The following is a 23,002-nucleotide window of genomic DNA, read 5'->3' on the forward strand; positions in this document are numbered from 1 at the left end:
GGATATATTCAGCGGAGGTTCTGTGCATTCGTCACGCGCCCTTTGTGGTCGCCTCGTCATTCGGGTTAGCCGACAGATCGGCATCTTCGTACATGGAAGAAAGTTTCTCCATGGGCGGATTTGCGCCTTCTTCATCGCCGTCCTGGTCCTGCTGAACAGACAACAAGTCCATATCATCTTCTTCGGGCTCTTCCGTTTCGACATGCTGTTGCAGACCCTTGATCAGGGATTCCTGCAATTCATCGATTTCGATGGTTTCATCGGCGATTTCGCGAAGCGCTATAACCGGGTTCTTGTCATCATCCCTTTCGATGGTCAAGCCTGCGCCAGCAGTGATATTACGGGCCCTTTGGGCAGCCAGCATCACCAAATCGAAACGATTGGGAATTTTTAGAACGCAATCTTCAACTGTAACGCGGGCCATAGGTTTCTCTCTCTACCAACAAAACTGTAAATGAATCGCCGATTATATATTGGGCATTGGCTAACAAAGCAAGGAAATAGACTGAAATTATCAGCCATTTTTGCTGCTTTTGTCACGAATTGTCTGCTGATCGGGATCAAGGGCGGCAATCATTTCATCCAATGACAGGAGCAGGACCGGATGCGACCAGTCAGGGGCGATTTCCTGTAACGGCAAAAGCACGAACCCCCGCTCATTCATGCGCGGGTGTGGAATGATCAACTCTGCTGTCTCGTCATCATCCCAACCGGTGATCGTTTCGCCATATGCAATCAGATCAAGGTCCAGCGTTCGGGCGGCGTTTCTGTGTTCGCGAGTACGCCCGAAATCAGCCTCGATACCGGCCATCAAAGCCAGCAACCCGGTGGGTTCTATAGACGTTTCAACGGCGATAACGCCATTGATAAACCAGGGTTGTGATGAAATGGGGACGGGCGCTGATTTATACCAATTGGACTGTTCTAAAATGACCAGGCCGGCCTGTTTCAAGGCTTTGAGCGCTGCCTCGCAAGTCGCCCGTGGAGAGCCCCACTGCTTACTGGAAAGGTTGGCGCCAATGCCAATCAGAATTGGTGATTGGGATTTCGTTACAGGATTTTCTGAGCTCATAATTTCATCTTGCCAGTCGCTTAAATGATACCTACCTATAGTTAACCTGATTAGACAGGTTGCGGCCACGGACATTTTTTCGGGGTCAAAACAGCTAAAAATTATTTTAATAAGTTAAATCATTAAAATTATGTATGTAATTATTTTTAAAGGATATTTTAGTTATGATTATTTACAAAGACGAAAAAATTGCACTTTTTATTGATGGATCCAATTTGTACGCAGCGGCGCGGGCGCTGGGCTTTGATATCGACTACAAACAGCTGCTGAAGATATTTCAGGGAGAAGGACGTCTGGTTCGTGCGCTTTATTACACGGCGCTTCTGGAAGATCAGGAATACTCTCCGATCAGACCGCTTGTCGACTGGCTCGATTATAACGGTTACACCATGGTCACCAAGCCGACCAAGGAATTTACCGATTCAGCCGGGCGGCGTAAAATCAAGGGCAATATGGACATCGAAATCGCCATTGATGCGCTGGAGATGTGCGAACAACTTGATCATATCGTGTTATTTTCCGGTGATGGCGACTTCCGGCGGCTTGTTGAGGCCGTGCAAAGGCGCGGAACCCGGGTCAGCGTTGTCAGCACCGTTCGTTCGCACCCCCCCATGGCAGCCGATGAATTACGCCGACAAGCCGATGCCTTCATCGAACTTGATGATCTGCGTGAAAAAATTGCCCGTTCTTCCAACGCTCAAGGCAATGATGACCACCCGCCTCATCCTGACGAAGAAGATTTCAACCTGGAATCTGCTTGAGTGAGTGACCAGCCTGAACACGAGTGCCCGCTATGTCCGCGCTTACTCGCCTACCGAAATGACAATCGCCAACGGTTTCCCGACTGGCACAATGGGCCGGTTGTCTCCTTTGGCAGCCCGGATGCTTGCCTTTTGATCGTCGGATTGGCACCTGGCCTGAAAGGCGCCAACCGCACCGGACGACCATTTACCGGCGATGTTGCCGGTGATTTGCTCTATCCAACACTGATCAAGTTCGGCCTGGCCCACGGAACATTTGGGGCGGAACCAGATGACGGCCTTGAATTGCGCGACTGCCGGATCACCAATGCCGTTCGCTGCGCCCCACCCCAAAACAAGGTAACGGGACCGGAAATAGCGGCTTGCAGGCCCTTCCTTTCGACCGAGATTGCCAACATGAAGAAACTAAAAGTAATTTTAGCACTTGGTGTTGTCGCCCATGGCGCTGTGTTGTCATGCCTTGGCGAGAAAAAAAGTGCGATCCCCTTCGCCCACGCTGCCCGCCACCAGTTAACGGGTGGCCTGACCCTGATGGACAGCTATCACTGCTCGCGCTACAACACCAATACGGGTCGTTTGACGACTGAAATGTTTGAAGGCGTCTTTAATAGTCTTGTGGGGGAAATTCGTGGAGATCGTTTGTCTTGACCTTGAAGGGGTGCTGGTTCCTGAAATCTGGATCAATTTTGCCGAACGAACCGGCATTGATGAATTGCGGGCAACCACCCGCGATATACCTGATTATGACCAGTTGATGGCCCAGCGGCTGGCCATTCTTGACCAGCACGATTTGGGGATTGAGGACATTCAGAAAGTTATCGCCACCATGGCCCCTATGGAGGGTGCCCTTGAATTCGTTGAAAGCCTGAGAACCCGCTATCAGGTTGTCATTTTGTCAGACACATTTTACGAATTTGCCAAACCTCTGATGGCGCAGCTCAACTGGCCTACGTTGTTTTGCCATCGCCTGCATGTAGAAAATGCCAGAATATCTGGTTACACATTACGTATGGCCGACCATAAACGGGCCGCTGTAATGGCCTTTAAGACATTGAATTTCAAGGTTTTTGCTGCCGGTGATTCCTACAACGACACAGCCATGCTGGAAGAAGCCGAACTGGGGGTCCTGTTTCAGGCACCCGACAATGTCATTGCCGAATTCCCTCACCTGCCCTTAAGTCACAGCTATCAGGAATTGAGTGAAATTTTTGAAAAGGCCAAAGCCGGTTAAGAATTGGCACCCTCTACCTGAGGAGGCAAGGCATTCATGATATCACTCAACGACTCGCCTGACAGCAGGTCTTCGACAAAATAGGCGACCAGTTCATTGCGGCCTTTAACCTCTGCCTTCCTGTAAATGGCGCTGCACTGGCTTTTGATGGTGCCCGTTTTGGTCTCTCTGATATCGGCGATTTCCTGTATCGATAAGCCTTTGATCAGCAGCAAGGCGACCTCGCGTTCCGAAACAGAAAGTTTCCAGTCTGTAAACTTGCCGCCAAGGATGAACAGGAACTCGCCCGAGGCGATACCAAGGAGTGATCGGAATTGACGGTTTTCAATAATGAGGCGCCAAAAATCGGCCCCGAGGACGATCAGCGTCAAACCAAGAAAAAAAACCGCCGAAGCTTCAATAATGCCGTGATATTCACTGTATATATCAAAATCAAAATACAGAGACTCGGAGACGACATCGAGAATTAACAGAATTTCACAAACCAGTAATACGATTAATGAGCCCCCAAGGAACTTAATTCGCCAGGAGTTGCGAAAATTATGAAGGCTGGCATTGGCCATTCAAGGCTCCGTCCTAAAATTGAATTCGGCCTACACTATCATGCATAAGGCAGATATGAACAGCTCTGTATTTTTGCCGTTAATTAATTGAAATTATTAGTGAAATTATCAAAATACTTAAGCGTGAAAAAATTTTCTTCCCCCAAAAACTCAAGGCTTTCAATTTTTACCATTCAAACTTTAGTTTATGGACGATTTCCCCATTCATACTTTTGTTGATTGAGGTTTATAGGCAACCAAGGCCAGTATAAATTTCTTAGAAGCGCTTTTATCATGTATAGTCGCGTCAATATGTCGGGGGAGTGTACATTAAGAATAACGAGAGGGGCACAGGGGAACACCACACATTCGAGAAAAAGGTCCGTTCAGTTCTATGGGCGGCCCATACTCATACAACATGGGTGATGTGTTTTCGTGCGCTAAACAATCCAAAGAGAGGCTGTTAAAAATATAAGCCTCCAATGTCTCTTGCTAATTCATTTAAAAACGGCAGAAAAGCTTAGGCGTTTCTAAATAACTGAGGAGAGGAGAGACGAATGAAGAAGTTTCCACTTAAGGGTCTCGTTGTGGGGGCCATCATGGCGACCATGGCCACAGCCTGCGTTAGCAGCAACAAAATGGTTACAGAAAGCACCCCTGGTGCGATCAAAGCAGTTGATCTTATCGGTGCCTGGGTTGATTCCGGTGCGCCAAAGACCGGCTTTTCCTACACAGACATGAGCGGCAATTCCACGTTGGGTGATTTTACCACTGACATCCTGCCGCTCTTTACCGCGGAAGGTATTTGGGGCGAAGGTACCGCCTCTTGCACTTCCTGTCATTTTGACAACAGCGAAGAATCCTATCACGAAATGGATCTTTCCTCGTACGAAGGCATCATGAAGGGCGGCGACGTTCTTTCCCAGCCTCCGGGAGTTCCGCTTTTCGGTCAGTCTCAAATCGGCGCTGCCGATTATGACTGGGGTCATTCAAAGATGAGGGCACGTCTGCGTAACAACCGTATGCCCCCGGGCGTTGAATTTGACATCACCGAAGAAAATCGTGACGGCCCGACCGGTACCGAGGTTGGCATGATCAAGGCATGGGTTGCTGCTGGCGCCAAGAACGACAGCACCTTTAGCAGCAAAATCCTTCCGCTGTTCACCATGGATGGTGCATGGGGCGAAGGCACAGATGCTTGCACCTCTTGCCACTTCGACAACAGCGAAGAGTCCTATCACGAAATGGATCTTTCCTCGTACGAAGGCATCATGAAGGGCGGCGACGTTCTTTCCCAGCCTCCGGGAGTTCCGCTTTTCGGTCAGTCAAGTATTGGTGCTACCGACTATGACTGGGGTCATTCTAAGATGAAGGAGCGTCTGCGTAACAACCGTATGCCTCCTAGCATCGAGTTTGACATTACCGAAGAAAACCGTGACGGCCCGATTGTTGCTCACGGGATGTAGTCACAAGACACTTCGTTAAGTTATAAAGGCGGGAGGTTTTTCCTCCCGCCTTTTTTTTTGGATATTGACGATGACCCGACCCCGTAAAATATTTGCCTTTTTGATCCTTACCAGTGCCTTGGCCTGGGTGGGATTGAGCACCATCTCGAAAGCAGGCAGTGACTCCATCAAACTGGCTTGGCGTGTTGATACAGGCAAGGCGATCAACCAGCCTCCCCTGGTCATTGGCAACCATGTGCTGGTCATACCCAAGGGCTTACCCCTGGTCGCCTACGACAAATCCAATGGTGCCGAGAAATGGCAATACGCACCGGCCGAAGGACTTTGGAGCCGCGCCATGGGGACTGACGGCAAGCGGGTTTTTGTCTGCCTGAAAGGTGGTGATCTGGCTGCCCTTGATGGCAAAGACGGACGTTTGTTGTGGAGGATCAAGCTCGGCATCAATTGCCAACGCCAACCACATATTTCTGAGGGCAGCCTTTATGTATCAACCGCGCTGGTCGGTCAGGGCATCACCACAGAAACCTACAGCGGTGCCAAGCTGTTTTCCATCAATCCGGTCGACGGCAAATTAAATTGGGTCTTCACCAGCGAAAATTATCTTCTGCAAACCGCCTTCCAAAAGGCCGGAACCGTCTATGTTGGTGGAAGTTACATTAATCCAAAAATTGTGGTGGATGAAGGTGGCCCGGCGCGTTTTTACGCCCTGAACAGCCAGACGGGACAGCAAAAATGGATTTATGAGTCCGATGACGGCTTGCCAAAAGCCTCGTACGCGACCAAAAACCGGCTCGTTTTTGTCGGCTATCAGGATTACATGAACGGATTGGACACCACCACTGGCAAATTGGTCTGGCGTCGTGATACCGGCAACTGGGTTCCCTCGGTCATTGGTCAGGGAGACGTGCTCTACTATGGTTCGGCTAACACCAAGGTCCATGCCTGGAACACCAAAGATGGCAATTCCCGCTGGGAATTTAACATTCCGGGCGGAAACTTCAATTATCTGCTGATCAAACCGGTCATTGCAGACGCAAAAATGTACTTCTTGAGTCAACGCGGCACGGTCTTTGCCCTTGATCTTGAAGATGGTACGGAGCTTTGGTCTCAACCGACAGGCATGGACTCTCGCACTGGCCCCAGTATTAGCGGCGACACCCTGTTTATGGGTGACTCATCGGGCACAGTCTACGCTTACAAAATTTTGAAGTAGCCTTTATTCGTCGGCAGGGCCGTGTTCATGATCCTCTGTTGCCTCTCCCGTTTCAGGGTCGAACAGGCGATGCAGGTGGACGATCACGTACTTGATGTCAGCTTCATCAACGCGGGCATGTGACGCCCCGCGCCAGGCATCCAGCGCATCTTGGTAATTTGGAAAAATCCCGACAACATCAATATTGTCGCAACTGGTGAATTCCAGTTTGAGCGGATCTTCGACGTGACCGCCGAAAACCAGGTGCAGAAGCGGCTTTTCAGTCATTCAGGATATTTCCTTAACTAATAATGTGAATGCACCTGAAACATAAGCATGGTCTGCAGAGTGAACAAGTTGATTGTCGAAGCCCTTACCTTTTGTCCCGCATCAATCTTGCCTTGTCGCGCTTCCAGTCACGTTCCTTGATGTCGGCGCGTTTATCGTGGTGTTGCTTACCGCGCGCCAGCCCCAAATCAACCTTGGCGATGCCGCGTTCGTTGAAATAAACACCGAGCGCGACAAGTGTCATGCCTTTGCGATTTATGGCATTGAGCAGTTTTTCAATCTCGCGGTGGTGCATCAACAGTTTGCGTGGCCGCTTGGGGTCGTGATTGAAGTGCTTGGCCGAGTCGTATTCGGGGATATAGGCGTTAAACAGATATAACTCGCCATCCTGATCACCGGCAAAAGCCTCGGTAATAGTGGCCCGGCCGGCGCGCAGGGATTTAACCTCGGAGCCCGCGAGCATGATGCCAGCCTCGAAGTTCTCTTCGATAAAATAATTGTGACGGGCCTTACGGTTCTGGGCGGCGAAATTGACTGCCGTTTTCTTTTTCTTGGCTGCCATTAGATTAATTTCAGTTTAGCAGGCCGACGTGAACAAGCGCGTCCTTGACCTGCTTCTTGTGAGGTTCGGAAATCTCGCAAATCGGCAATCGCGCTTCTGATGAGCAAAGACCAAGCAGCTCGCCTGCGTATTTGACAGGACCCGGACTGGATTCACAGAACATGGCGTCGTGCAGGGGCATCAAACGGAACTGCAACTCCATGGCGGTTTTCAGATCACCTTCGCGCCATGCCCGCTGCATGTCTGAACACAGCCGCGGCGCCACATTGGCACTGACAGAAATACAGCCGACGCCGCCGCCAATCAGGTGCGCTAATGCGGTCGCGTCTTCCCCAGAAAGTTGACAGAAGCCTTCGCCAAGGGTGTTACGGGTCTGGATTGGTCGCACCAGGTCACCCGTCGCGTCCTTGACGCCGACAATATTCGGCAATTCGGCCAGCCGAGCCATTGTTTCCATCGTCATATCGACGACGCTACGGCCGGGAATGTTGTAAATAATGATCGGCAGCTCACAGGCATCGTGAACGGCCTTGAAGTGCTGATATTGCCCCTCGGGTGTCGGCTTGTTGTAATAAGGCATGACAACCAGGGCGGCATCGGCGCCAGCCTTCTTGGCGTGCACGGCCAACATGATCGCTTCATCCGTTGAATTGGAGCCAGCCCCGGCGATAACCGGCACACGGCCAGCCGCAACCTCGATGCACAATTCGGTGACGTGCATGTGTTCTTCATGGCTCAAGGTCGGTGACTCGCCGGTGGTGCCGCAGGGAACGAGACCGTTGGAGCCTTCCTGGATCTGCCAATCAACGAGTTTTTTAAAGGCAGCCGTATCCACTTTGCCGTTGGCCATTGGTGTCATTAGTGCGGGCATGGATCCCTGAAACATGGCTACCTCCTAAAGTCTCGAATAACAAGGCGCGCACAATAGCCCTAGCACCACTGGGGAGCAAGTACGCTTATGTAATGGTACAACTTGCTATAGCTCCCTGCCCCATCGTAGAGTTTCTTTAATCTTTAGAAGACTATAGTGTCGTCGAAACAGGAGCATGACCGATGCGGCCAGGCCGCTTCATTTTTACTTTGCTGATCTTCGCCATCGTCGCCATCGATGCGCCCGCCTTAAGTCATGCGGACAGCACTGGTCTTGGCCAGAATGATGAAAAAAACCTCAAGGCAGCGCTAGGTGCCGCCTCGAAGAACCAATGGAAGAACGCGCGCGCCTTTGCAAAACGATTAAAGGACCCGCTGACAAAAAAAATCGTCCATTATTTCGATCTTGAGCGCCGCGAAACAAAGGCCTCATTTAAGGATATTGCTTCATTTATCGACGAAAACCCGCATTGGCCTTCCTACAAGACACTTCGTAAACGTGCCGAAGCAGCCATGCGAGACGACTTATACCATACGCGTATTCTTCAATGGTTTGATGGCCATGATCCGGTCAGTACCGATGGCTGGGTACAGTACGGCCGTGCTCTTTTGGCATCAGGCGAAAAGGAAAAAGCCAGGCAGGTTATTCGCGACACCTGGATCAACAGAAATTTTGCCAAACGCCCGGAAAAGATTTTTTACAAGCGATACCGCAGGTACTTAAGTGCTGAAGATCACGTCAAACGTCTTGATCGCCTACTTTGGGAAGGGCGCAACTGGCCGGTCAGGCGCATGTTGTGGAAGGTCAAACCGGGTATCAAGGCACTCGCCGAAGCGCGCCTGATGTTGCGCCACCGTTTCGGAAACGTCGATACGGCCATCAAAAAGGTTCCCGAAGAATTGCTCGACGATCCGGGCCTGATCTATGAACGTCTGCGCTGGCGGCGCCGTAAAGGCCGCTATGAGCAATCGTTAGAACTGCTGATGCCGCCGCCAGACAATCTTGTTCGACCTGAAAAGTGGTGGCAGGAACGGGCCTACCTGGCCAGGATGGCTCTGCAAAAAGGCCATATCACGGATGCTTACCGACTGGTCAATGATCACAAGCTAAAAGAAGGCTCCGGTTTTGCAGATGCTGAATGGCTGGCTGGCTGGATAGCGCTTCGCTTTATGAAAGAGCCTAAAACCGCCTTCACCCATTTCCAGACCATGTATCAGTACGTCAACTTTCCCATCAGCCGGGCCAGAGGCGCCTATTGGACCGGCCGCGCTGCAATGGCCATGGGCAATGATGAGGCGGCAAAGATGTGGTTCCATATCGCAGCCGAACACCCGACTGCCTATTATGGCCAGTTAGCCGCCGCCCGTTTAAGTGTCGGCCATGGACTTTTGTTGCCCGTGCAACTGGATGCTGATGCCGATGAAAGTAAGGAATTTCAGGACCTGGATCTGGTGCGGGTCATAAAAATTCTCGACGGGATTGGCGAGAAAGAACGCCTGAAACCCTTCCTTTTGGCCCTCAACAGTTACAAGGATACACCAGGCTGGCACGCCTTAAGCGCCGGGTTGGCAGGTCTTCATGGAAGGCCTGATGTCGGTATATCCATCGCCAAAAAATCAAGCCGTCAGGGTACGGAACTGATTGATGCGGGGTATCCCCGGGTTGAGCCGCCGAAGCTAAGAACGCGATCATCAAAATACGCTCTTGAGACACCTCTTGTCCTGGCGATGATCCGTCAGGAAAGCGCCTTCTTCGTTGGCGCTAAAAGTCACGCCAACGCTCGTGGGTTGATGCAAGTTTTGCCGCGCACCGCAAAGAAAGTCGCTCGCAGCCTAAAAATAAACTATTCAAAAAGCAGACTGACCAGCGACCCGGCCTATAACATGACCATTGGTCAAACTTACCTTGCCGGTTTGATTGATGAATTCAATGGTTCCTACGTATTGGCGCTGGCCGGTTATAACGCCGGTCCCGGCAGGGCCCGAAAATGGGAAAGACAAAACGGCAATCCCCGTGAAAGAACGATAGACACCATTGACTGGATTGAAATGATACCCTTTAACGAAACCCGAAATTACGTTCAGCGGGTTCTTGAGAACCTGCAAATTTACCGGCTTAAACTGGCCGATACGGAAGTCGCCGAATCCCTGGACCAGGATCTGGTTCGTTAAGGTCACTCCTCCCGTCAAAATAATTAGGAAAATGATGATGATGCAAGATATCGATGCCTGTGTATTTGACGCCTACGGAACCTTGTTCGATGTCGCCGCCGCTGCGGCCCATTGCCGGGATGATCTTGGTGACAAGGCCGATTCCTTAAGCGCCATCTGGCGTACAAAACAACTGGAATACACCTGGCTTCGCAGCCTGATGGGTGAATATATCGATTTTTGGCAGGTCACAAGCGACGGCCTGGATTACGCGCTGGAAACACTGGGGCTGGATGGTGATGAAGCGCTGCGTGAGAAATTACAAAGCCTGTACATGAAACTGGATTGCTATCCAGAAGTTCCGGCCATGTTGAAAGCCCTTAACGGGGGCGGACTGAAATGCGCCATTCTATCAAACGGATCGCCAAAAATGCTGGCATCCGCCGTCGAAAATGCGGGAATTTCTGATGATCTGGTCGACAACTATTCAGTCGATCAACTGGGTATCTACAAGCCAACCCCCAAGGTGTACCAGATGGCCGTCGATGGACTGAATGTGCCCAAGGAAAGAATTTGTTTCATGTCGTCCAATGCCTGGGACGCCGCCGCCGCGGCTAATTTCGGTTTCCGGGTGGTCTGGGTCAATCGCTTCGGTCAAAAAAAGGAACGCCTTCCCGGTACGCCCGAACATGAAATTTCGACATTAAGCGACCTGCCGCCGCTGCTGGGACTGTAAATGTTGGATACGCTTCCTAACGCCACTGATGTGCGTAGCGCCGCCTTGCGCATCGAAGGCAAAGCCTACAAGACGCCGCTGCTCGAAGTCCCACTGTTGAATGAACACCTCGGTTTTCGTCTGCTGGTCAAACCCGAAACCCTGCAACGGACCGGTTCGTTCAAATTCCGCGGAGCCTATAACCGCATATCGCGTATTCCCGAAGATCAGCAGCAAGGCGGCGTTGTTGCTTTTTCATCAGGCAATCATGCTCAGGGTGTCGCTGCAGCAGCCCAAATACATGACCTTCCGGCACTTATTGTCATGCCCAGCGATACCCCGGAAATAAAAATCGCCAATACCCGTGCCTACGGTGCAGAGATCGTTTTTTATGACCGTTTCGGCGAGGACCGCGAGGCAATAGCCGAAAAACTGGTCGCGGAGAAAAAAGCAACACTCGTTCGCCCCTTTGATGACCCGATGATTATCGCCGGACAAGGAACTGTTGGCCTGGAAATGGCGCAACAGGCACGGGCCCTGGACACCACACTGGACGCCGTATTAAGCCCGTGTGGCGGTGGTGGCCTGGTAGGTGGATCAGCACTTGCGCTTGCTTCTGAAAGCCCGCAAACGGAAGTCTACGCGGTCGAGCCTGAGGACTTCGATGACACGGCCCGCTCGATGGTCGCCGGAGAACGCCTGAGTATTGAACCCGGAGCAACATCCTTTTGTGACGCCCTGCTGTCGCCTGAACCGGGCAGATTAACATTGCAAATCAACAGCCGGCTTTTGTCAGGAGGGTTAACGGTCAGTGACAAGGCCGTCACCCAGGCCATGCAGATTGCCTTCAGGTATCTGAAACTTGTCGTAGAACCGGGGGGTGCGGTGGCTTTGGCTGCCCTGCTTTCAGGTCAGTACGACGGACGCGGTAAAACCGTCGGCATTATTCTATCGGGTGGAAATGTTGATGAAGAAGTTTTCCGAAAAGCGCTCGAAACCTAACTTCCGGTAGCCGTCTTCTTGTCGTCGGTTGCCAGCGCTGCAGGGGCAGGCTTGCCTTCAACAAGATTGATCTTTGCACTGTCGGCCAATTGCGATCCCGTCATGCGTTTGCTCAACCCTTCAAGGAAGGCACCGGTTTCAATGGACAGGTCTTCATGCAGAATATCGCCAATTACGTGGGCCGTCTTGGCCAAAATCACCGAACGGGCCTTGATTTGGCCACTCACATTGCCATGGACGCGCACGTTATCGGCAAAAATCTCGCCTTTAATGTTGGCGGTCTTGCCAATGAGCAGCGTCTTGGTGCGGATATCACCAACGATGGTGCCATCAACCTGAATTTCACCATCGCTGTTCAGATCGCCGGTCATTTTCAAATCACCGCTGATGATGGACGGAACGGACGGTTTCACAGGTAGCGCCTGTTTTGGGTCGCCTGGCTTTGGTGCGTTTTTGTTATTCCTGGAAAACATATCGTCCGGCCTTAAAAAATTTCAACGGGTTCATACTTCTGCCCTTGAAGATAACTTCATAATGAAGATGAGCACCGGTACTGCGTCCGGTTGAACCAAGCAGTCCAACCTTATCACGGAAATTGACCTGCTGTCCCTTTTTGACAAGAATTTTATTCAAATGACCAAAACGGGTTTTCAATCCGGCGCCATGGTCGATTTCGATCATCTTTCCGAATTTGCCATTCCAGCCGGCGAACTTGACCACACCGGGTGCGGCCACATAAACCGGTGACTTGAACGGTGAACCCATGTCCAGACCGTAATGAGCGGCCCATTTCTTGTTGATCGGATCGCGACGCTTGCCGAACGAACTGGTCACCCGGTAGGACGTCAGCGGCGGCGCCATGGGCAGTCTGCGCATGATGTCCTGCAGTCCCTCACTTTGCTGCAAATGCTGCTCCAGATCGGTCAATCCGGCCTTTAGCTTGCTTGCGGATTTACCATCCGGTGTGGCGGCGATGAAGGGTCCACCCTGGCCTTTGGGTAATGATTTGTTGGCTCGCACCAGTTTTTCAACGTCAAGCCCCGCCATTTCCACGACCCGTTCCATGGAATCGTTCAGGTTAATGGTCCGTTCAGTCAATTGCTGGACAGCACCTTGCTCGGTGGTCTCCAGATCCGACAGACGGGTATCAAGCTCTTTGATTTGGCGGCGCATACGGGTGCCATTAAACAGCGCGTCATTGCGTTCGCTTAAGGCAATCTGCAAATCAGACTCGACAGTTTCAAGATTATCCTTAAGAGCAAAATTTCGGCTGTTTAAAGAACGTAAATCGTTTTCGTTAACAGCCAGCTTTTCCCGCAAAGCCTGACGGACGGCGAGGACGCTTTCGCGTTCCTGTTCGGTGGTCTTAAGCTGGCTTGAGACGGTTTTCAGATTTTGCTGTAACGAGGCGTTTTTTTCGACCAGTTCCAGCATCATCGAATGATTGGATTCAAGATCGCCTGTGATCGTCGAGAATTTACGCTGATATGCAGATACCTGTGAGAGCAGGCTACGGTAGGCCAAACGGGCGTTGGCGACCTGATTGTCCTTGTTGTCCAGGAACTGGCCGTAAAATACATAACTGACCGAAGCAAATGCAGACCAGCCAACCAACGCCAGCACAGCCGCAAAAGCGGTCAATTGTAGATGCTTTGAAAGCACCAGATAGGAAACCCGGCCTTCGCTTCGGAGCATCAGTTGACGCTCAGGGAACCAGCGGTCCAAAGCCCTGGAAATTTTACCTTCTTGAATCGGCACGTGTTAAGTAGCCCCTGCTATCAATCCCGCTTTTAGAAACAACCCCTGCTTCTTTAGCACTTTCGTAAATGAGAAAATATCGGCTGCCGGAGCAACATGCAAGCCCAATTGACCTAAGTCTCTGGATTAAAACAAAATACCACCCAAAATTGACCGTCAAAAGATTAATTTTCCTGATTTCGGCGGTGCCCAATGAGGTTTAAGGTGGATCAGTGATTCTTGAACCGTTCACGAATCCGTTTTTAGAGCGCTAAAAAATGAACAGTAACATACCGGAAACAAAGCATTTCCAGGCATTATCGGATCCGGCGGTCCTGCTGGCGACGTGGTTCGGTTCAGGTTTGTTGCCAATGATACCGGGAACATGGGGTTCACTGGCCGCCCTGCCCTTTGCCTGGGCCCTGCATATAACGTTTGGTTGGGCTGGATTGGCCCTTGCGACGATTGTCGCCTTTGTGATCGGGATTTGGGCCTCAAACGGATACGTCACGCGCCTGGGCGGTGATGATCCGGGGCCTGTCGTCATTGATGAAGTCGCCGGACAGTGGCTAACACTGGTTCCGGCAGCCTATCTGGCTCCTTCAACCCCTGATCTGATCACCTATCTGATCGCATTCATATTGTTTCGCATTGCCGATATCTTCAAACCATGGCCAGCCTCGTGGGCAGACAGAACCATCCATGGCGGTTTGGGCATCATGCTCGATGACATCATTGCCGCCATTTATTCCGGTCTGTGCCTAACCGTTTACATTCAATATTTGGGAAATTGAGCAGATGTTCAACAACCAACTCATGGCTCTGGCGGAAGACGTCATCAAGTTATTTAAGGCGCAAAATCTTCACCTGGCGACAGCTGAATCCTGCACTGGTGGGCTGATTGCAGGATGTTTGACCGCCGTTGCCGGTGCTTCAGAGGTGTTAACGCACGGCTATGTCACATATGCCAATCAGGCAAAAATCAACCTTCTGGGCATAACGCAAGATCAATTGGTTAAACATGGCGCTGTTAGTGAAACCGTATCACGGGCCATGGCTGAAGGCGCCATATCGGATGAACACGCCGATGTCGCCGTATCGGTCACCGGTATTGCCGGCCCCGGTGGTGGTTCGGCTGAAAAACCGGTCGGCCTGGTTTATATCTCGGTTGCTCAAAAAGGCCAGGAAACCCTGCATGAACGCCATGTTTTTTCAGGCGATCGCAACGCCGTACGCCTGCAAACCATTGAAGCTGCGTTCAGGCTGATACTCAGCCGTAAAGAGACTTAGCCCTTTTTTCAAAGGCGGCGACCATCATCAAGACCGCCTCGGTAAAAACTTTACCAATGGCCATCTCGAGCAACGAGGAACGGAATTCAAATTCAACGCTGAAATCAACAAGGCAATTGCCGTCCTTGTCCGATGCAAATTTCCATTGATTTTTCAAATACTTAAATGGCCCTCTTTCATACTCTACCTTAATACTGCCGGGGCGATCCAGGGTGACGCGCGAAGTAAACTGTTCACGAAACATTTTGAAACCGATGACCATGTCGGCAATCAGGTGGGTTTCATCTTCCGAACGAATACGGGTGGCGATACACCAGGGCAGGAAATCAGGATAAGCCGCTACATCGGCGACCATGTCGAACATCTGATCTGGTGTGTAGGGCAGGACTTTCTTTTCGGCGTGAGAATGCATCTAACGGGCGTTCAACTTAAGACGGTTGGCTTTAGTGCAACCTGCCCTCGGATGAGGGCAGATAAATTGCCCTAACTCATATATTTCGATCAAATTATCCGCCATCAAATGACTCCATTTGAAGGCGGTTTGATCTAAGGGCGGCAAAATCCGCATCCGCATGATAGGACGAGCGTGTTAGCGGTGTTGCCGCGACCAGCAGGAAGCCTTTTGAAAGACCAATATTCTTCAGGCCATCAAACTCCTCAGGGGTGACGAAGCGCTCAATACCGGCATGTTTGGGTGTTGGTTGCAGGTATTGTCCGATGGTCAGGAAATCCACATTGGCACTGCGCAAATCATCCATGACCTGCATAATTTCCGCCTTTTCCTCCCCCAAACCGACCATGATTCCGGATTTAGTGAAAATTTCAGGGTCCATTTTTTTTGCCTGATCGAGAATTTTCAAAGAATGAAAATAACGGGCCCCGGGCCTGATTGCCGGATAAAGACGGGGCACGGTTTCAAGATTGTGGTTAAACACATCAGGCTTGGCCGCCACAACAGCCTCCAACGCGCCTTCCTTATCGCGAAAATCCGGTGTCAGCACCTCAACGGTGGTATCCGGTGCTTCCTTGCGGAGCGCCCTGATCGTCTCAACGAACTGCGCCGCCCCGCCATCAGCCAGATCATCCCGGTCAACAGAGGTCACAACCACATGGCGCAGCCCCAGTTTGGCGACGGAAAGCCCAACATTTGCAGGTTCCAGTGCATCGACAGCCCCCGGCTTGCCGGTTGCAACGTTGCAGAAGGCACAGGCGCGGGTGCAGATATCACCCAGAATCATCATCGTTGCGTGTTTGTTGCCCCAGCACTCGCCGATATTGGGGCACGCCGCTTCCTCGCAGACCGTGTTCAGGCCATGCTCGCGCATGAGCCTGCGGGTTTCCCCGTAAGCCTTGGACGTCGGCGCCTTGACCCTGATCCACGTAGGTTTGCGCGGGCTCGGGTTATCGGCTTTGCGGGCCTTTTCAGGATGACGAAGGGTGGTTGCGGTACTCATGGCTTTATGACATGGCGTGAATGTGGTTTCGGGTCAAGTCCTCAGGTGCTGACTTCGTAGATCACCCAGTCGCTGGCGGCGGTGATCTTTTCGTAGAGGGCGCGTGCGGTGGCGTTGTCCTGTTTGGTTTGCCAGTAGACGCGCTGCCAGCCCTGGGTGCGGCTTTTGGCGACAACGGCCTCAATCAGGGCGCGACCGCCACCCTTGCCCCGTGCTTCGGGTGCAACGAACAGGTCTTCCAGATAACACATATCCCTTTTCGACCAGGTGCCCGCATGAACGACACAGTTGGTGAAGCCGACCACGTTTCCGTTTTCGTCCTCGGCCAGTAAACCGAACAGCGGGCTTTCTTCATCGAGCAGGCGGGTCCAGGTGTTCTCGGTAACCACCGGCGGCACCGACTCCTCGTAAAAATCACAATACCCCTGCCACAATTGCTTCCAGGTCTCGAAGTCAGATGGGGATGGCGGGCGGACTGTGATCATCAGAAATGAATGGCCCGCCCGAAGGCGTCGAGCACACTTTCGTGCATCATTTCCGACAGCGTCGGGTGCGGGAAAACCGTATGCATGAGCTCGGCTTCGGTGGTTTCCAAGGTCTTGGCGACGGAGTACCCCTGAATCAGCTCGGTCACTTCCGCGCCGATCATGTGGGCGCCCAATAGCTCGCCAGTCTTTTCATCAAACACCGTTTTAACCAGTCCTTCCGGCTCGCCCAGAGCAATCGCCTTGCCGTTGCCCATGAACGGGAAGCGCCCGACCTTGACCTTGTAGCCCTGATCCTTGGCCGCTTGTTCGGTAAGACCAATACTGGCGACCTGCGGACGACAATAAGTACAACCGGGTATGCGTAAGGTATCGAGCGGGTGCACGTCTTTAACCCCGGCGATCTTCTCGACACAGATAAAACCTTCATGGGAAGCCTTGTGGGCAAGCCACGGCGGACCTGCGATATCGCCGATGGCATAGACTCCGGGCTCGCCCGTCTGGCACCACTGGTCGATTTCAATGTGGGTGCGATCAACCTTAACCTTGGTGCCTTCCAGTCCCAGATCCTCAACATTTCCGACAATGCCAACGGCGAGAATAACCCGATCGACCGTTAATTCGGATGACTTGCCCCCGGCTTCGATGGTAGCGGTGACTGTATTCTTGCCCTTTTTCAGGGCCTTGACCGTGGCCGAGGTCATGATCTTCATGCCCTCTTTTTCAAACGCCTTGTGGGCATGATCTGAGATTTCGGCATCTTCGACCGGCAACACCCGGTCCATCACTTCGACAACCGTGACATCGGAGCCCATGGAATTAAAGAAGCTGGCGAATTCGATGCCAATGGCGCCCGATCCAACAACCAGAAGGCGCTTGGGCACGGTGTCCGGAACCAGCGCGTTCTTGTAGGTCCAGATCAACTTACCGTCAGGCTCCAACCCCGGCAAAGTACGAGCCCGGGCACCGGTGGCCAGAATAATATGTTTGGCGCTGAGCGTGGTTTTATCGACCTGTACTTTGCCCGGTCCGGCCAGCTTGGCCGTGCCGTCAAAAACCGTGACCTTGTTCTTTTTGAGCAAATGACCGACGCCGCCGCTCAGTTGACCGGCGATCTTGCGCGAGCGCTCAACGATCTTGGCCAGATCAAAGCCCTGCCCCTTGACGCTCAAACCATAATCACCGGCGTGTTTGATGCCTTCATAGATTTCCGCCGAACGCAGTAGCGCCTTGGTCGGGATGCAACCCCAGTTGAGGCAGATACCGCCCAGGTGTTCACGCTCGACCAGCGCCACCTTCATTTTAAGCTGGGCAGCGCGAATGGCGGCGACATAACCACCGGGTCCGCCGCCGATAACAATAAGATCGAATGAAGTGTCTGCCATATCCGTCTCCTCCTACAGCATCATCGTCAGCGGTTCCTCAATCATCCGCTTGAAGGCGGCGAGGAACTGGGCGCCGACAGCGCCGTCTACGGAACGGTGATCGACTGATAGCGTGCAGGTCATGACGGTGGCCACGGCGAGCGCCCCGTCCTTGACGATGGGCCTTTGCTCACCGGCGCCAACGGCCAGAATGCATGACTGCGGCGGGTTGATAATGGCGGCGAAGTCCTTGACCCCGAACATGCCCAGGTTGGAAATGGTGAAACCGCCACCCTGGTATTCTTCGGGCATCAATTTACCGTCACGGCCACGGGCCGCCAGGTCCTTGATCTCGTTTGAAATCATCGCCAATCCCTTTTCATCGGCACGGCGCACCACTGGCGTGATCAGACCGTTGGGTGTGGCGACAGCAACGGAAACATCGACATCGTTGAAAAGACGGATGGCGGCATCGGTCCAGGTGGCGTTGGCGGCGGGGACCTGACGCAAGGCAAGCGCCGTTGCCCGGATAACGAAATCATTGACTGATATTTTGTATCCGCCGTCGCCTTCCGGGGCAGCCGCGTTCAGCTTCGCCCGCATGGCCAACAACTGATCGAGTTGACAATCTACGCTTAGGTAAAAATGCGGCACGGTTTGTTTGGATTCCAGCAATCTTGATGCGATGATTTTGCGCATGGTCGAATTGGGGACCTCGGTATAACCGCCGGTTCCTTCGACAACTGCCGGGGCCGCAGTGGCGGTCGGAGCGATGGCTGGAACGCCACCAGAAACAGCGCCCTCGACATCGCGTTTAACGATACGACCGTTTGGACCACTGCCGGTGACACCGCCAAGATCAAGCCCTGCCTGTTCGGCGATACGACGCGCAAGCGGACTGGCAAAGACCCGTGAACCTTTAGCGACAGGAGCCGCAGCAGGAGCAGCAACGGGAGCGGTTGGTGTCTCTGCAACCGGTTCAGCTGAAGCGACAGGTGCCGGGGCCGGTGCAGCGGCGACATCCCCAATGTCCGCAGCGCTTTCACCGTCTTCGAGAATAATGGCGATGGGTGCGTTGACCAGAACCCCTTCGGTGCCTTCAGGGACGATGACTTTGCCCAGCACGCCTTCATCGACGGCTTCGACTTCCATCGTCGCCTTGTCGGTTTCGATTTCGCACAAGACATCACCGCTTTCGACGGTGTCGCCTTCTTTTTTGTGCCACTTGGCCAGATTGCCTTCGGTCATTGTCGGTGACAGGGCGGGCATGAGAACTTGAATGGGCATTATTTTTCCCTCCCCTAACGATAACAGACGGATTTAGCCGCCGCGGCGATGCCGTCAGGTTTCGGTAACGACAGCGCTTCCAGATTAGCCGCATAAGGCATGGGAATATCCTCGCCACAAACCCGCACGACCGGTGCGTCGAGATAATCAAAGGCCTGTTCCATTATGATCGCGGCCATTTCCGCACCCATTCCGGCAACCGGCCAGCCTTCCTCAACTGAAACCAGACGATTGGTCTTTTTAACCGAATTGACGATGGTTTCCGTATCCAGCGGACGTAAGGTGCGAAGGTTAATAACTTCCGCATCAATGCCTTCGGCAGCCAGCAGTTCCGCGGCTTCCAGGGCTTTACCGACCATGATTGAAAAGGCGACGATGGTGACATCCGCACCGGCCCGTTCAATTTTGGCCTTGCCGATGGGCACGGTAAAGTCCGGATCGTCAGGAACATCGAAGCTGGCCCCGTAGAGGATTTCATTTTCCAGAAACACCACCGGGTTGGGGTCGCGAATGGATGCTTTAAGCAAACCCTTGGCATCCGCCGCCGACCACGGTGCGACAACCTTGAGGCCGGGGCAATGGGCGTACCACGAGGCGTAGCACTGTGAATGCTGGGCCCCAACCCGCGAAGCAGCACCGTTGGCGCCTCGAAAAACAATCGGACAGCCCATCTGACCGCCAGACATATACAAAGTCTTGGCGGCAGAGTTGATGATGTGATCGATGGCCTGCATGGAGAAATTAAAGGTCATGAATTCAACAATCGGCTTAAGGCCTGAAAAAGCGGCCCCGACACTCAAACCCGAAAAACCGATTTCGGTGATCGGCGTGTCGATAACCCGTTTGTCGCCGAATTCATCGAGCAACCCTTGAGAGATTTTGTAAGCACCCTGGTACTGCGCGACCTCCTCACCAATCAGAAAGACGTTCTCATCGGCGCGCATTTCTTCAGCCATGGCGTCCCGTAAGGCTTCACGAACGGTGATATTGACCATTGGTCCGTCGTATACGGCCTCAGCCGCCACGGGGGCCACAGCAGGAGCCGCGGCAGTTGGTTGGGCCGGAGCCGCTTCGATGGCCGGTGCCGCTACAGAGGCTGCGGCGACATCGCCAATGTCGGCGGCGCTTTCACCATCTTCAAGAATGATGGCGATGGGCATGTTGACCAGCACCCCTTCGGTGCCTTCGGGAACTATGATTTTGCCTAAAATGCCTTCATCGACGGCTTCGACTTCCATGGTCGCCTTGTCGGTTTCGATTTCACATAAGGCATCGCCGCTTTCGACGGCGTCGCCTTCTTTTTTGAGCCACTTGGCCAGATTGCCTTCAGTCATTGTCGGAGACAGGGCGGGCATGAGTACTTGAACAGCCATAATCTTTATGCCTCCACCAGAATATCTGTATAAAGTTCGCTTGGATCAGGTTCCGGGCTTTCTTGGGCAAAGTTGGCCGCTTCGGTCACCAACGCCTTGATCTCACGATCAATTTCCTTGAGCGCCTCTTCGGTTGTGGTTTTGTGTTTCATCATCAACTGACGCAGATTGTCGATGGGATCGCTCTCCTTGCGCACCTTGGAAACTTCATCCTTGGAGCGGTATTTGGCCGGGTCGGACATGGAATGACCACGGTAACGATAGGTTTCCATCTCCAGAATGTACGGACCCTTGCCGGTACGGCAGTATTTCAGGGCTTTTTCGGCAGCGCTCCTGACCGCCAGTACGTCCATGCCGTCGATCTTGACGCCGGGAATTCCGTGCGCTGAACCACGCTGGAAAAGCTCTGTCGTCGCCGAGGCACGCTCAATGGCCGTGCCCATGCCGTACTTGTTGTTTTCAATGACGTAGATCACCGGTAAGGACCACAATTGCGCCATGTTGAATGATTCATAGACCTGGCCCTGGTTGATCGCCCCGTCGCCGAAGTAGGCCATGTTGACGCCGCCGTCGCCTTTGTATTTGTGAGCAAAGGCGAGGCCCGTACCCAGCGGAACCTGGGCCCCGACGATGCCATGACCGCCGTAGAAGTTCTTCTCGCTCGAGAACATGTGCATGGAGCCGCCCTTGCCCCTGGAATAACCACCTGCGCGTCCGGTCAGTTCAGCCATGACGCCTTTCGGATCCATGCCGCAGGCCAGCATATGACCATGATCGCGGTAACTGGTAATCACCGAGTCCACATCCTTGGCCGCTGACTGCATGCCGACAACGACCGCCTCCTGACCAATATACAGATGGCAGAAACCACCGATCAGGCCCATGCCGTACAACTGGCCGGCCTTTTCCTCGAAGCGGCGGATCATCAGCATTTGCCGATAGTAATCCAGAAGCTCATCGGCGGATGCCGCAGGCGCCTTCTTGTCAGATTTAATACGAGCCGGTTTTTTGGCGGCAGATTTCTTGGCGGTTTTGGGCATGGTTATAAATACCTCAATTGTACGCGTCCGGATTGCCAACGCTTCCTTAAGTGGGGAACTTTGCAGGCCATGAACTGGTAATCTAGGGATTGTCAGACACTCAGGCAAGCAACAAATTCCATGAAAGTCCTTGTAAATAAAAGGAAATTCTAATTTAACTGAAATACGATTAATCGACGCGAACGATCTATTCGCTGCACAGCACTGCAAATGCAGTTTTGTTTCAAAGGCTTAAGCCGATATTGAAACAATCGCAAAAACACCGCACTTTTGCCTTCGCAAATGCAGCAAATGAAAAAAGTTCAAAATGTTGGAAAAATTTGGTGGATGCTAGGCCCGTTCGACCCTGGCGACACGCAGGGAAAAGGTTTCGTACCACTTTTCACGACCCAACTGCTGGGCTTCAAGGTGGTCGCTGTTGATACGCCAGTTCTCTATGGCCTCAAGATCACGCCAGTAAGAGACCGTGATACCGAAACCCTCTGCGTCGCGGGCCGTATCGACGCCCAGATAACCCGGTTGCCTCTGGGCCAGTTCAAACATTCGCTCAGCCATGGCGTCGTAGCCAGCAGGGTCTTCGGCTGTTCGTTGATTGGCGAAGATAACGCTGTAGTACGGTGGTTCGGGGCACGTACAGGGTTTGCTCATTCGGTTTTACCGGCTTTGTCATCTGTCCAAATGACATCCACATCAGGAATGATGATCACTTCATCTTCAAAACCGTAATTGAGCATAATCCGGGCCCGCTCATCGAGCATGTCCGGATCCAGGCTGTTGGGATTAAGAAGGCTAACTTTGTGTTCAAGTTCCATGCGTTTTGATTTGATCGTCGCGTATTCAAGGCGGGCGACTTCAACACGGTGTGACAGTTGGCGCAAAGCCAAAAGGCCGCGATCACCCCGAATGGCGTGAAAAGCGAAGTAACCGATTGCGCAAATACCCAGGACTGGCCCGACAATATAGCGTGCGCGTAATCGTAGTTCAGAAAATAGACCCATTAGACTTGAGCGCCATTGTTATTATTAACAGAGCGCCCACAGTCCCTTACCCACGGCTATTATCACGCCGGAAAAGTTAACAAGAGATTAGCAGGGGAATTAAATCCCCTTCCCAATCATCA

General features: G+C 52.6%; 27 protein-coding genes. 10 read left to right on the forward strand and 17 right to left on the reverse strand.

The genetic code is table 11. The annotated features are described in order from the left end of the window. Window positions 1-31: 31 nt before the first annotated feature. Together HOL66_14230 and folK are read right to left on the reverse strand one after the other, a co-directional pair. Window positions 32-424 (reverse strand): DNA-directed RNA polymerase subunit omega, encoded by a 393-nt coding sequence (locus HOL66_14230; GenBank protein ID MBT5245390.1) that lies wholly within the window; start codon window positions 422-424, stop codon window positions 32-34. Between the two features lie 90 nt (window positions 425-514). Next, window positions 515-1,072: a 2-amino-4-hydroxy-6-hydroxymethyldihydropteridine diphosphokinase gene (gene folK, locus HOL66_14235; GenBank protein ID MBT5245391.1), complete on the reverse strand. Its 558-nt coding sequence runs from the start codon at window positions 1,070-1,072 to the stop codon at window positions 515-517. 164 nt (window positions 1,073-1,236) lie between these two features. Between folK and HOL66_14240 the strand changes: the two genes are divergently transcribed. Genes HOL66_14240 through thrH form a run of 3 tightly spaced genes read left to right on the forward strand, consistent with a single transcriptional unit; the run spans window position 1,237 to window position 3,064 of the window. After that, a complete protein-coding gene (locus tag HOL66_14240; protein ID MBT5245392.1) occupies window positions 1,237-1,833 on the forward strand; it encodes an NYN domain-containing protein in 597 nt (198 codons plus the stop codon). Next, on the forward strand, window positions 1,834-2,481 hold the full coding sequence (locus tag HOL66_14245) for a uracil-DNA glycosylase (protein ID MBT5245393.1): 648 nt from the start codon (window positions 1,834-1,836) through the stop codon (window positions 2,479-2,481). After that, window positions 2,462-3,064 (forward strand): bifunctional phosphoserine phosphatase/homoserine phosphotransferase ThrH, encoded by a 603-nt coding sequence (thrH, locus tag HOL66_14250; GenBank protein ID MBT5245394.1) that lies wholly within the window; start codon window positions 2,462-2,464, stop codon window positions 3,062-3,064. Before HOL66_14245 ends, thrH begins: the two co-directional genes overlap by 20 nt. Here thrH and HOL66_14255 read toward each other — a convergent pair. Then, complete coding sequence (locus HOL66_14255) at window positions 3,061-3,627, reverse strand: helix-turn-helix transcriptional regulator (GenBank protein ID MBT5245395.1); 567 nt, start codon at window positions 3,625-3,627, stop codon at window positions 3,061-3,063. The two genes, thrH and HOL66_14255, sit on opposite strands and share 4 nt — an antisense overlap. Window positions 3,628-4,163: 536 nt before the next feature. Between HOL66_14255 and HOL66_14260 the strand changes: the two genes are divergently transcribed. Beyond that, window positions 4,164-5,072, forward strand: coding sequence for a hypothetical protein (locus HOL66_14260; protein ID MBT5245396.1), 909 nt, complete (start codon window positions 4,164-4,166; stop codon window positions 5,070-5,072). 70 nt (window positions 5,073-5,142) lie between these two features. Then, window positions 5,143-6,285: a PQQ-binding-like beta-propeller repeat protein gene (locus tag HOL66_14265; protein ID MBT5245397.1), complete on the forward strand. Its 1,143-nt coding sequence runs from the start codon at window positions 5,143-5,145 to the stop codon at window positions 6,283-6,285. 3 nt (window positions 6,286-6,288) lie between these two features. Here the strand turns inward: HOL66_14265 and HOL66_14270 are convergent, their stop codons facing one another. The 3 genes from HOL66_14270 to HOL66_14280 form a co-directional block, all read right to left on the reverse strand. Continuing rightward, window positions 6,289-6,552 (reverse strand): DUF4170 domain-containing protein, encoded by a 264-nt coding sequence (locus HOL66_14270; protein MBT5245398.1) that lies wholly within the window; start codon window positions 6,550-6,552, stop codon window positions 6,289-6,291. An 85-nt stretch (window positions 6,553-6,637) separates the two neighbouring features. Continuing rightward, a complete protein-coding gene (smpB, locus tag HOL66_14275; protein MBT5245399.1) occupies window positions 6,638-7,114 on the reverse strand; it encodes an SsrA-binding protein SmpB in 477 nt (158 codons plus the stop codon). Window positions 7,115-7,124: 10 nt separating this feature from the next. After that, window positions 7,125-8,000 carry a 4-hydroxy-tetrahydrodipicolinate synthase gene (locus tag HOL66_14280; protein MBT5245400.1) on the reverse strand — a complete coding sequence of 292 codons (876 nt, stop codon included), beginning with the start codon at window positions 7,998-8,000 and terminating at the stop codon, window positions 7,125-7,127. 167 nt (window positions 8,001-8,167) lie between these two features. Between HOL66_14280 and HOL66_14285 the strand changes: the two genes are divergently transcribed. The 3 genes from HOL66_14285 to HOL66_14295 are packed head-to-tail and all read left to right on the forward strand — an operon-like array spanning window position 8,168 to window position 11,852. Next, a complete protein-coding gene (locus HOL66_14285; GenBank protein ID MBT5245401.1) occupies window positions 8,168-10,156 on the forward strand; it encodes a lytic transglycosylase domain-containing protein in 1,989 nt (662 codons plus the stop codon). Window positions 10,157-10,190: 34 nt separating this feature from the next. Next, complete coding sequence (locus tag HOL66_14290; protein MBT5245402.1) at window positions 10,191-10,871, forward strand: haloacid dehalogenase type II; 681 nt, start codon at window positions 10,191-10,193, stop codon at window positions 10,869-10,871. Beyond that, a complete protein-coding gene (locus HOL66_14295; protein ID MBT5245403.1) occupies window positions 10,872-11,852 on the forward strand; it encodes a threonine/serine dehydratase in 981 nt (326 codons plus the stop codon). Here the strand turns inward: HOL66_14295 and HOL66_14300 are convergent. Then, window positions 11,849-12,325, reverse strand: a complete 477-nt coding sequence (locus tag HOL66_14300) for a polymer-forming cytoskeletal protein (protein ID MBT5245404.1) — start codon at window positions 12,323-12,325, stop codon at window positions 11,849-11,851. The genes HOL66_14295 and HOL66_14300 overlap by 4 nt on opposite strands. Further along, window positions 12,309-13,610, reverse strand: a complete 1,302-nt coding sequence (locus HOL66_14305) for a peptidoglycan DD-metalloendopeptidase family protein (protein MBT5245405.1) — start codon at window positions 13,608-13,610, stop codon at window positions 12,309-12,311. Before HOL66_14305 ends, HOL66_14300 begins: the two co-directional genes overlap by 17 nt. Before the next feature lie 257 nt (window positions 13,611-13,867). On the opposite strand from HOL66_14305, the gene HOL66_14310 reads away from it, so the two are divergent. Both HOL66_14310 and HOL66_14315 read left to right on the forward strand, forming a co-directional pair. Continuing rightward, a complete protein-coding gene (locus HOL66_14310; protein MBT5245406.1) occupies window positions 13,868-14,383 on the forward strand; it encodes a phosphatidylglycerophosphatase A in 516 nt (171 codons plus the stop codon). Window positions 14,384-14,387: 4 nt separating this feature from the next. After that, window positions 14,388-14,879 carry a CinA family protein gene (locus HOL66_14315; protein MBT5245407.1) on the forward strand — a complete coding sequence of 164 codons (492 nt, stop codon included), beginning with the start codon at window positions 14,388-14,390 and terminating at the stop codon, window positions 14,877-14,879. Here the strand turns inward: HOL66_14315 and HOL66_14320 are convergent. The 9 genes from HOL66_14320 to HOL66_14360 all read right to left on the reverse strand — a co-directional run bounded on the left by HOL66_14320 (window position 14,860) and on the right by HOL66_14360 (window position 22,880). After that, on the reverse strand, window positions 14,860-15,291 hold the full coding sequence (locus HOL66_14320) for a type II toxin-antitoxin system RatA family toxin (GenBank protein ID MBT5245408.1): 432 nt from the start codon (window positions 15,289-15,291) through the stop codon (window positions 14,860-14,862). The two genes, HOL66_14315 and HOL66_14320, sit on opposite strands and share 20 nt — an antisense overlap. A gap of 94 nt (window positions 15,292-15,385) precedes the next feature. Continuing rightward, on the reverse strand, window positions 15,386-16,333 hold the full coding sequence (gene lipA / locus HOL66_14325) for a lipoyl synthase (GenBank protein ID MBT5245409.1): 948 nt from the start codon (window positions 16,331-16,333) through the stop codon (window positions 15,386-15,388). 41 nt (window positions 16,334-16,374) lie between these two features. Then, the gene (locus tag HOL66_14330) at window positions 16,375-16,815 is read right to left on the reverse strand and encodes a GNAT family N-acetyltransferase (protein MBT5245410.1); all 441 of its coding nucleotides are present in this window, start codon (window positions 16,813-16,815) and stop codon (window positions 16,375-16,377) included. A gap of 2 nt (window positions 16,816-16,817) precedes the next feature. After that, window positions 16,818-18,203 carry a dihydrolipoyl dehydrogenase gene (gene lpdA, locus HOL66_14335; GenBank protein ID MBT5245411.1) on the reverse strand — a complete coding sequence of 462 codons (1,386 nt, stop codon included), beginning with the start codon at window positions 18,201-18,203 and terminating at the stop codon, window positions 16,818-16,820. Window positions 18,204-18,215: 12 nt separating this feature from the next. After that, window positions 18,216-19,469, reverse strand: coding sequence for a pyruvate dehydrogenase complex dihydrolipoamide acetyltransferase (locus HOL66_14340; GenBank protein ID MBT5245412.1), 1,254 nt, complete (start codon window positions 19,467-19,469; stop codon window positions 18,216-18,218). A 14-nt stretch (window positions 19,470-19,483) separates the two neighbouring features. Beyond that, a complete protein-coding gene (locus HOL66_14345; GenBank protein MBT5245413.1) occupies window positions 19,484-20,842 on the reverse strand; it encodes a pyruvate dehydrogenase complex E1 component subunit beta in 1,359 nt (452 codons plus the stop codon). Between the two features lie 5 nt (window positions 20,843-20,847). Further along, window positions 20,848-21,882, reverse strand: a complete 1,035-nt coding sequence (gene pdhA / locus HOL66_14350; protein MBT5245414.1) for a pyruvate dehydrogenase (acetyl-transferring) E1 component subunit alpha — start codon at window positions 21,880-21,882, stop codon at window positions 20,848-20,850. Window positions 21,883-22,212: 330 nt separating this feature from the next. Further along, entirely contained in the window at window positions 22,213-22,530 is a 318-nt protein-coding gene (locus HOL66_14355; protein MBT5245415.1) for an antibiotic biosynthesis monooxygenase, read from the reverse strand. After that, window positions 22,527-22,880 (reverse strand): septum formation initiator family protein, encoded by a 354-nt coding sequence (locus tag HOL66_14360; protein ID MBT5245416.1) that lies wholly within the window; start codon window positions 22,878-22,880, stop codon window positions 22,527-22,529. Before HOL66_14360 ends, HOL66_14355 begins: the two co-directional genes overlap by 4 nt. Window positions 22,881-23,002: the final 122 nt, after the last annotated feature.

The organism is Rhodospirillaceae bacterium (assembly GCA_018662005.1).
GTDB lineage: Bacteria > Pseudomonadota > Alphaproteobacteria > Rhodospirillales > JABHCV01 > JACNJU01.

Coding starts and splice junctions, on each gene's coding strand:
- HOL66_14230 (MBT5245390.1), bottom strand. CDS start 424: ATGGCCCGCGTTACAGTTGAAGATTGCGTTCTAAAAATTCCCAATCGT.
- folK (MBT5245391.1), bottom strand. CDS start 1,072: ATGAGCTCAGAAAATCCTGTAACGAAATCCCAATCACCAATTCTGATT.
- HOL66_14240 (MBT5245392.1), top strand. CDS start 1,237: ATGATTATTTACAAAGACGAAAAAATTGCACTTTTTATTGATGGATCC.
- HOL66_14255 (MBT5245395.1), bottom strand. CDS start 3,627: ATGGCCAATGCCAGCCTTCATAATTTTCGCAACTCCTGGCGAATTAAG.
- HOL66_14260 (MBT5245396.1), top strand. CDS start 4,164: ATGAAGAAGTTTCCACTTAAGGGTCTCGTTGTGGGGGCCATCATGGCG.
- HOL66_14265 (MBT5245397.1), top strand. CDS start 5,143: ATGACCCGACCCCGTAAAATATTTGCCTTTTTGATCCTTACCAGTGCC.
- HOL66_14270 (MBT5245398.1), bottom strand. CDS start 6,552: ATGACTGAAAAGCCGCTTCTGCACCTGGTTTTCGGCGGTCACGTCGAA.
- smpB (MBT5245399.1), bottom strand. CDS start 7,114: ATGGCAGCCAAGAAAAAGAAAACGGCAGTCAATTTCGCCGCCCAGAAC.
- HOL66_14280 (MBT5245400.1), bottom strand. CDS start 8,000: ATGTTTCAGGGATCCATGCCCGCACTAATGACACCAATGGCCAACGGC.
- HOL66_14285 (MBT5245401.1), top strand. CDS start 8,168: ATGCGGCCAGGCCGCTTCATTTTTACTTTGCTGATCTTCGCCATCGTC.
- HOL66_14290 (MBT5245402.1), top strand. CDS start 10,191: ATGATGATGCAAGATATCGATGCCTGTGTATTTGACGCCTACGGAACC.
- HOL66_14295 (MBT5245403.1), top strand. CDS start 10,872: ATGTTGGATACGCTTCCTAACGCCACTGATGTGCGTAGCGCCGCCTTG.
- HOL66_14300 (MBT5245404.1), bottom strand. CDS start 12,325: ATGTTTTCCAGGAATAACAAAAACGCACCAAAGCCAGGCGACCCAAAA.
- HOL66_14310 (MBT5245406.1), top strand. CDS start 13,868: ATGAACAGTAACATACCGGAAACAAAGCATTTCCAGGCATTATCGGAT.
- HOL66_14315 (MBT5245407.1), top strand. CDS start 14,388: ATGTTCAACAACCAACTCATGGCTCTGGCGGAAGACGTCATCAAGTTA.
- HOL66_14320 (MBT5245408.1), bottom strand. CDS start 15,291: ATGCATTCTCACGCCGAAAAGAAAGTCCTGCCCTACACACCAGATCAG.
- lipA (MBT5245409.1), bottom strand. CDS start 16,333: ATGAGTACCGCAACCACCCTTCGTCATCCTGAAAAGGCCCGCAAAGCC.
- lpdA (MBT5245411.1), bottom strand. CDS start 18,203: ATGGCAGACACTTCATTCGATCTTATTGTTATCGGCGGCGGACCCGGT.
- HOL66_14340 (MBT5245412.1), bottom strand. CDS start 19,469: ATGCCCATTCAAGTTCTCATGCCCGCCCTGTCACCGACAATGACCGAA.
- HOL66_14345 (MBT5245413.1), bottom strand. CDS start 20,842: ATGGCTGTTCAAGTACTCATGCCCGCCCTGTCTCCGACAATGACTGAA.
- pdhA (MBT5245414.1), bottom strand. CDS start 21,882: ATGCCCAAAACCGCCAAGAAATCTGCCGCCAAAAAACCGGCTCGTATT.
- HOL66_14355 (MBT5245415.1), bottom strand. CDS start 22,530: ATGAGCAAACCCTGTACGTGCCCCGAACCACCGTACTACAGCGTTATC.
- HOL66_14360 (MBT5245416.1), bottom strand. CDS start 22,880: ATGGGTCTATTTTCTGAACTACGATTACGCGCACGCTATATTGTCGGG.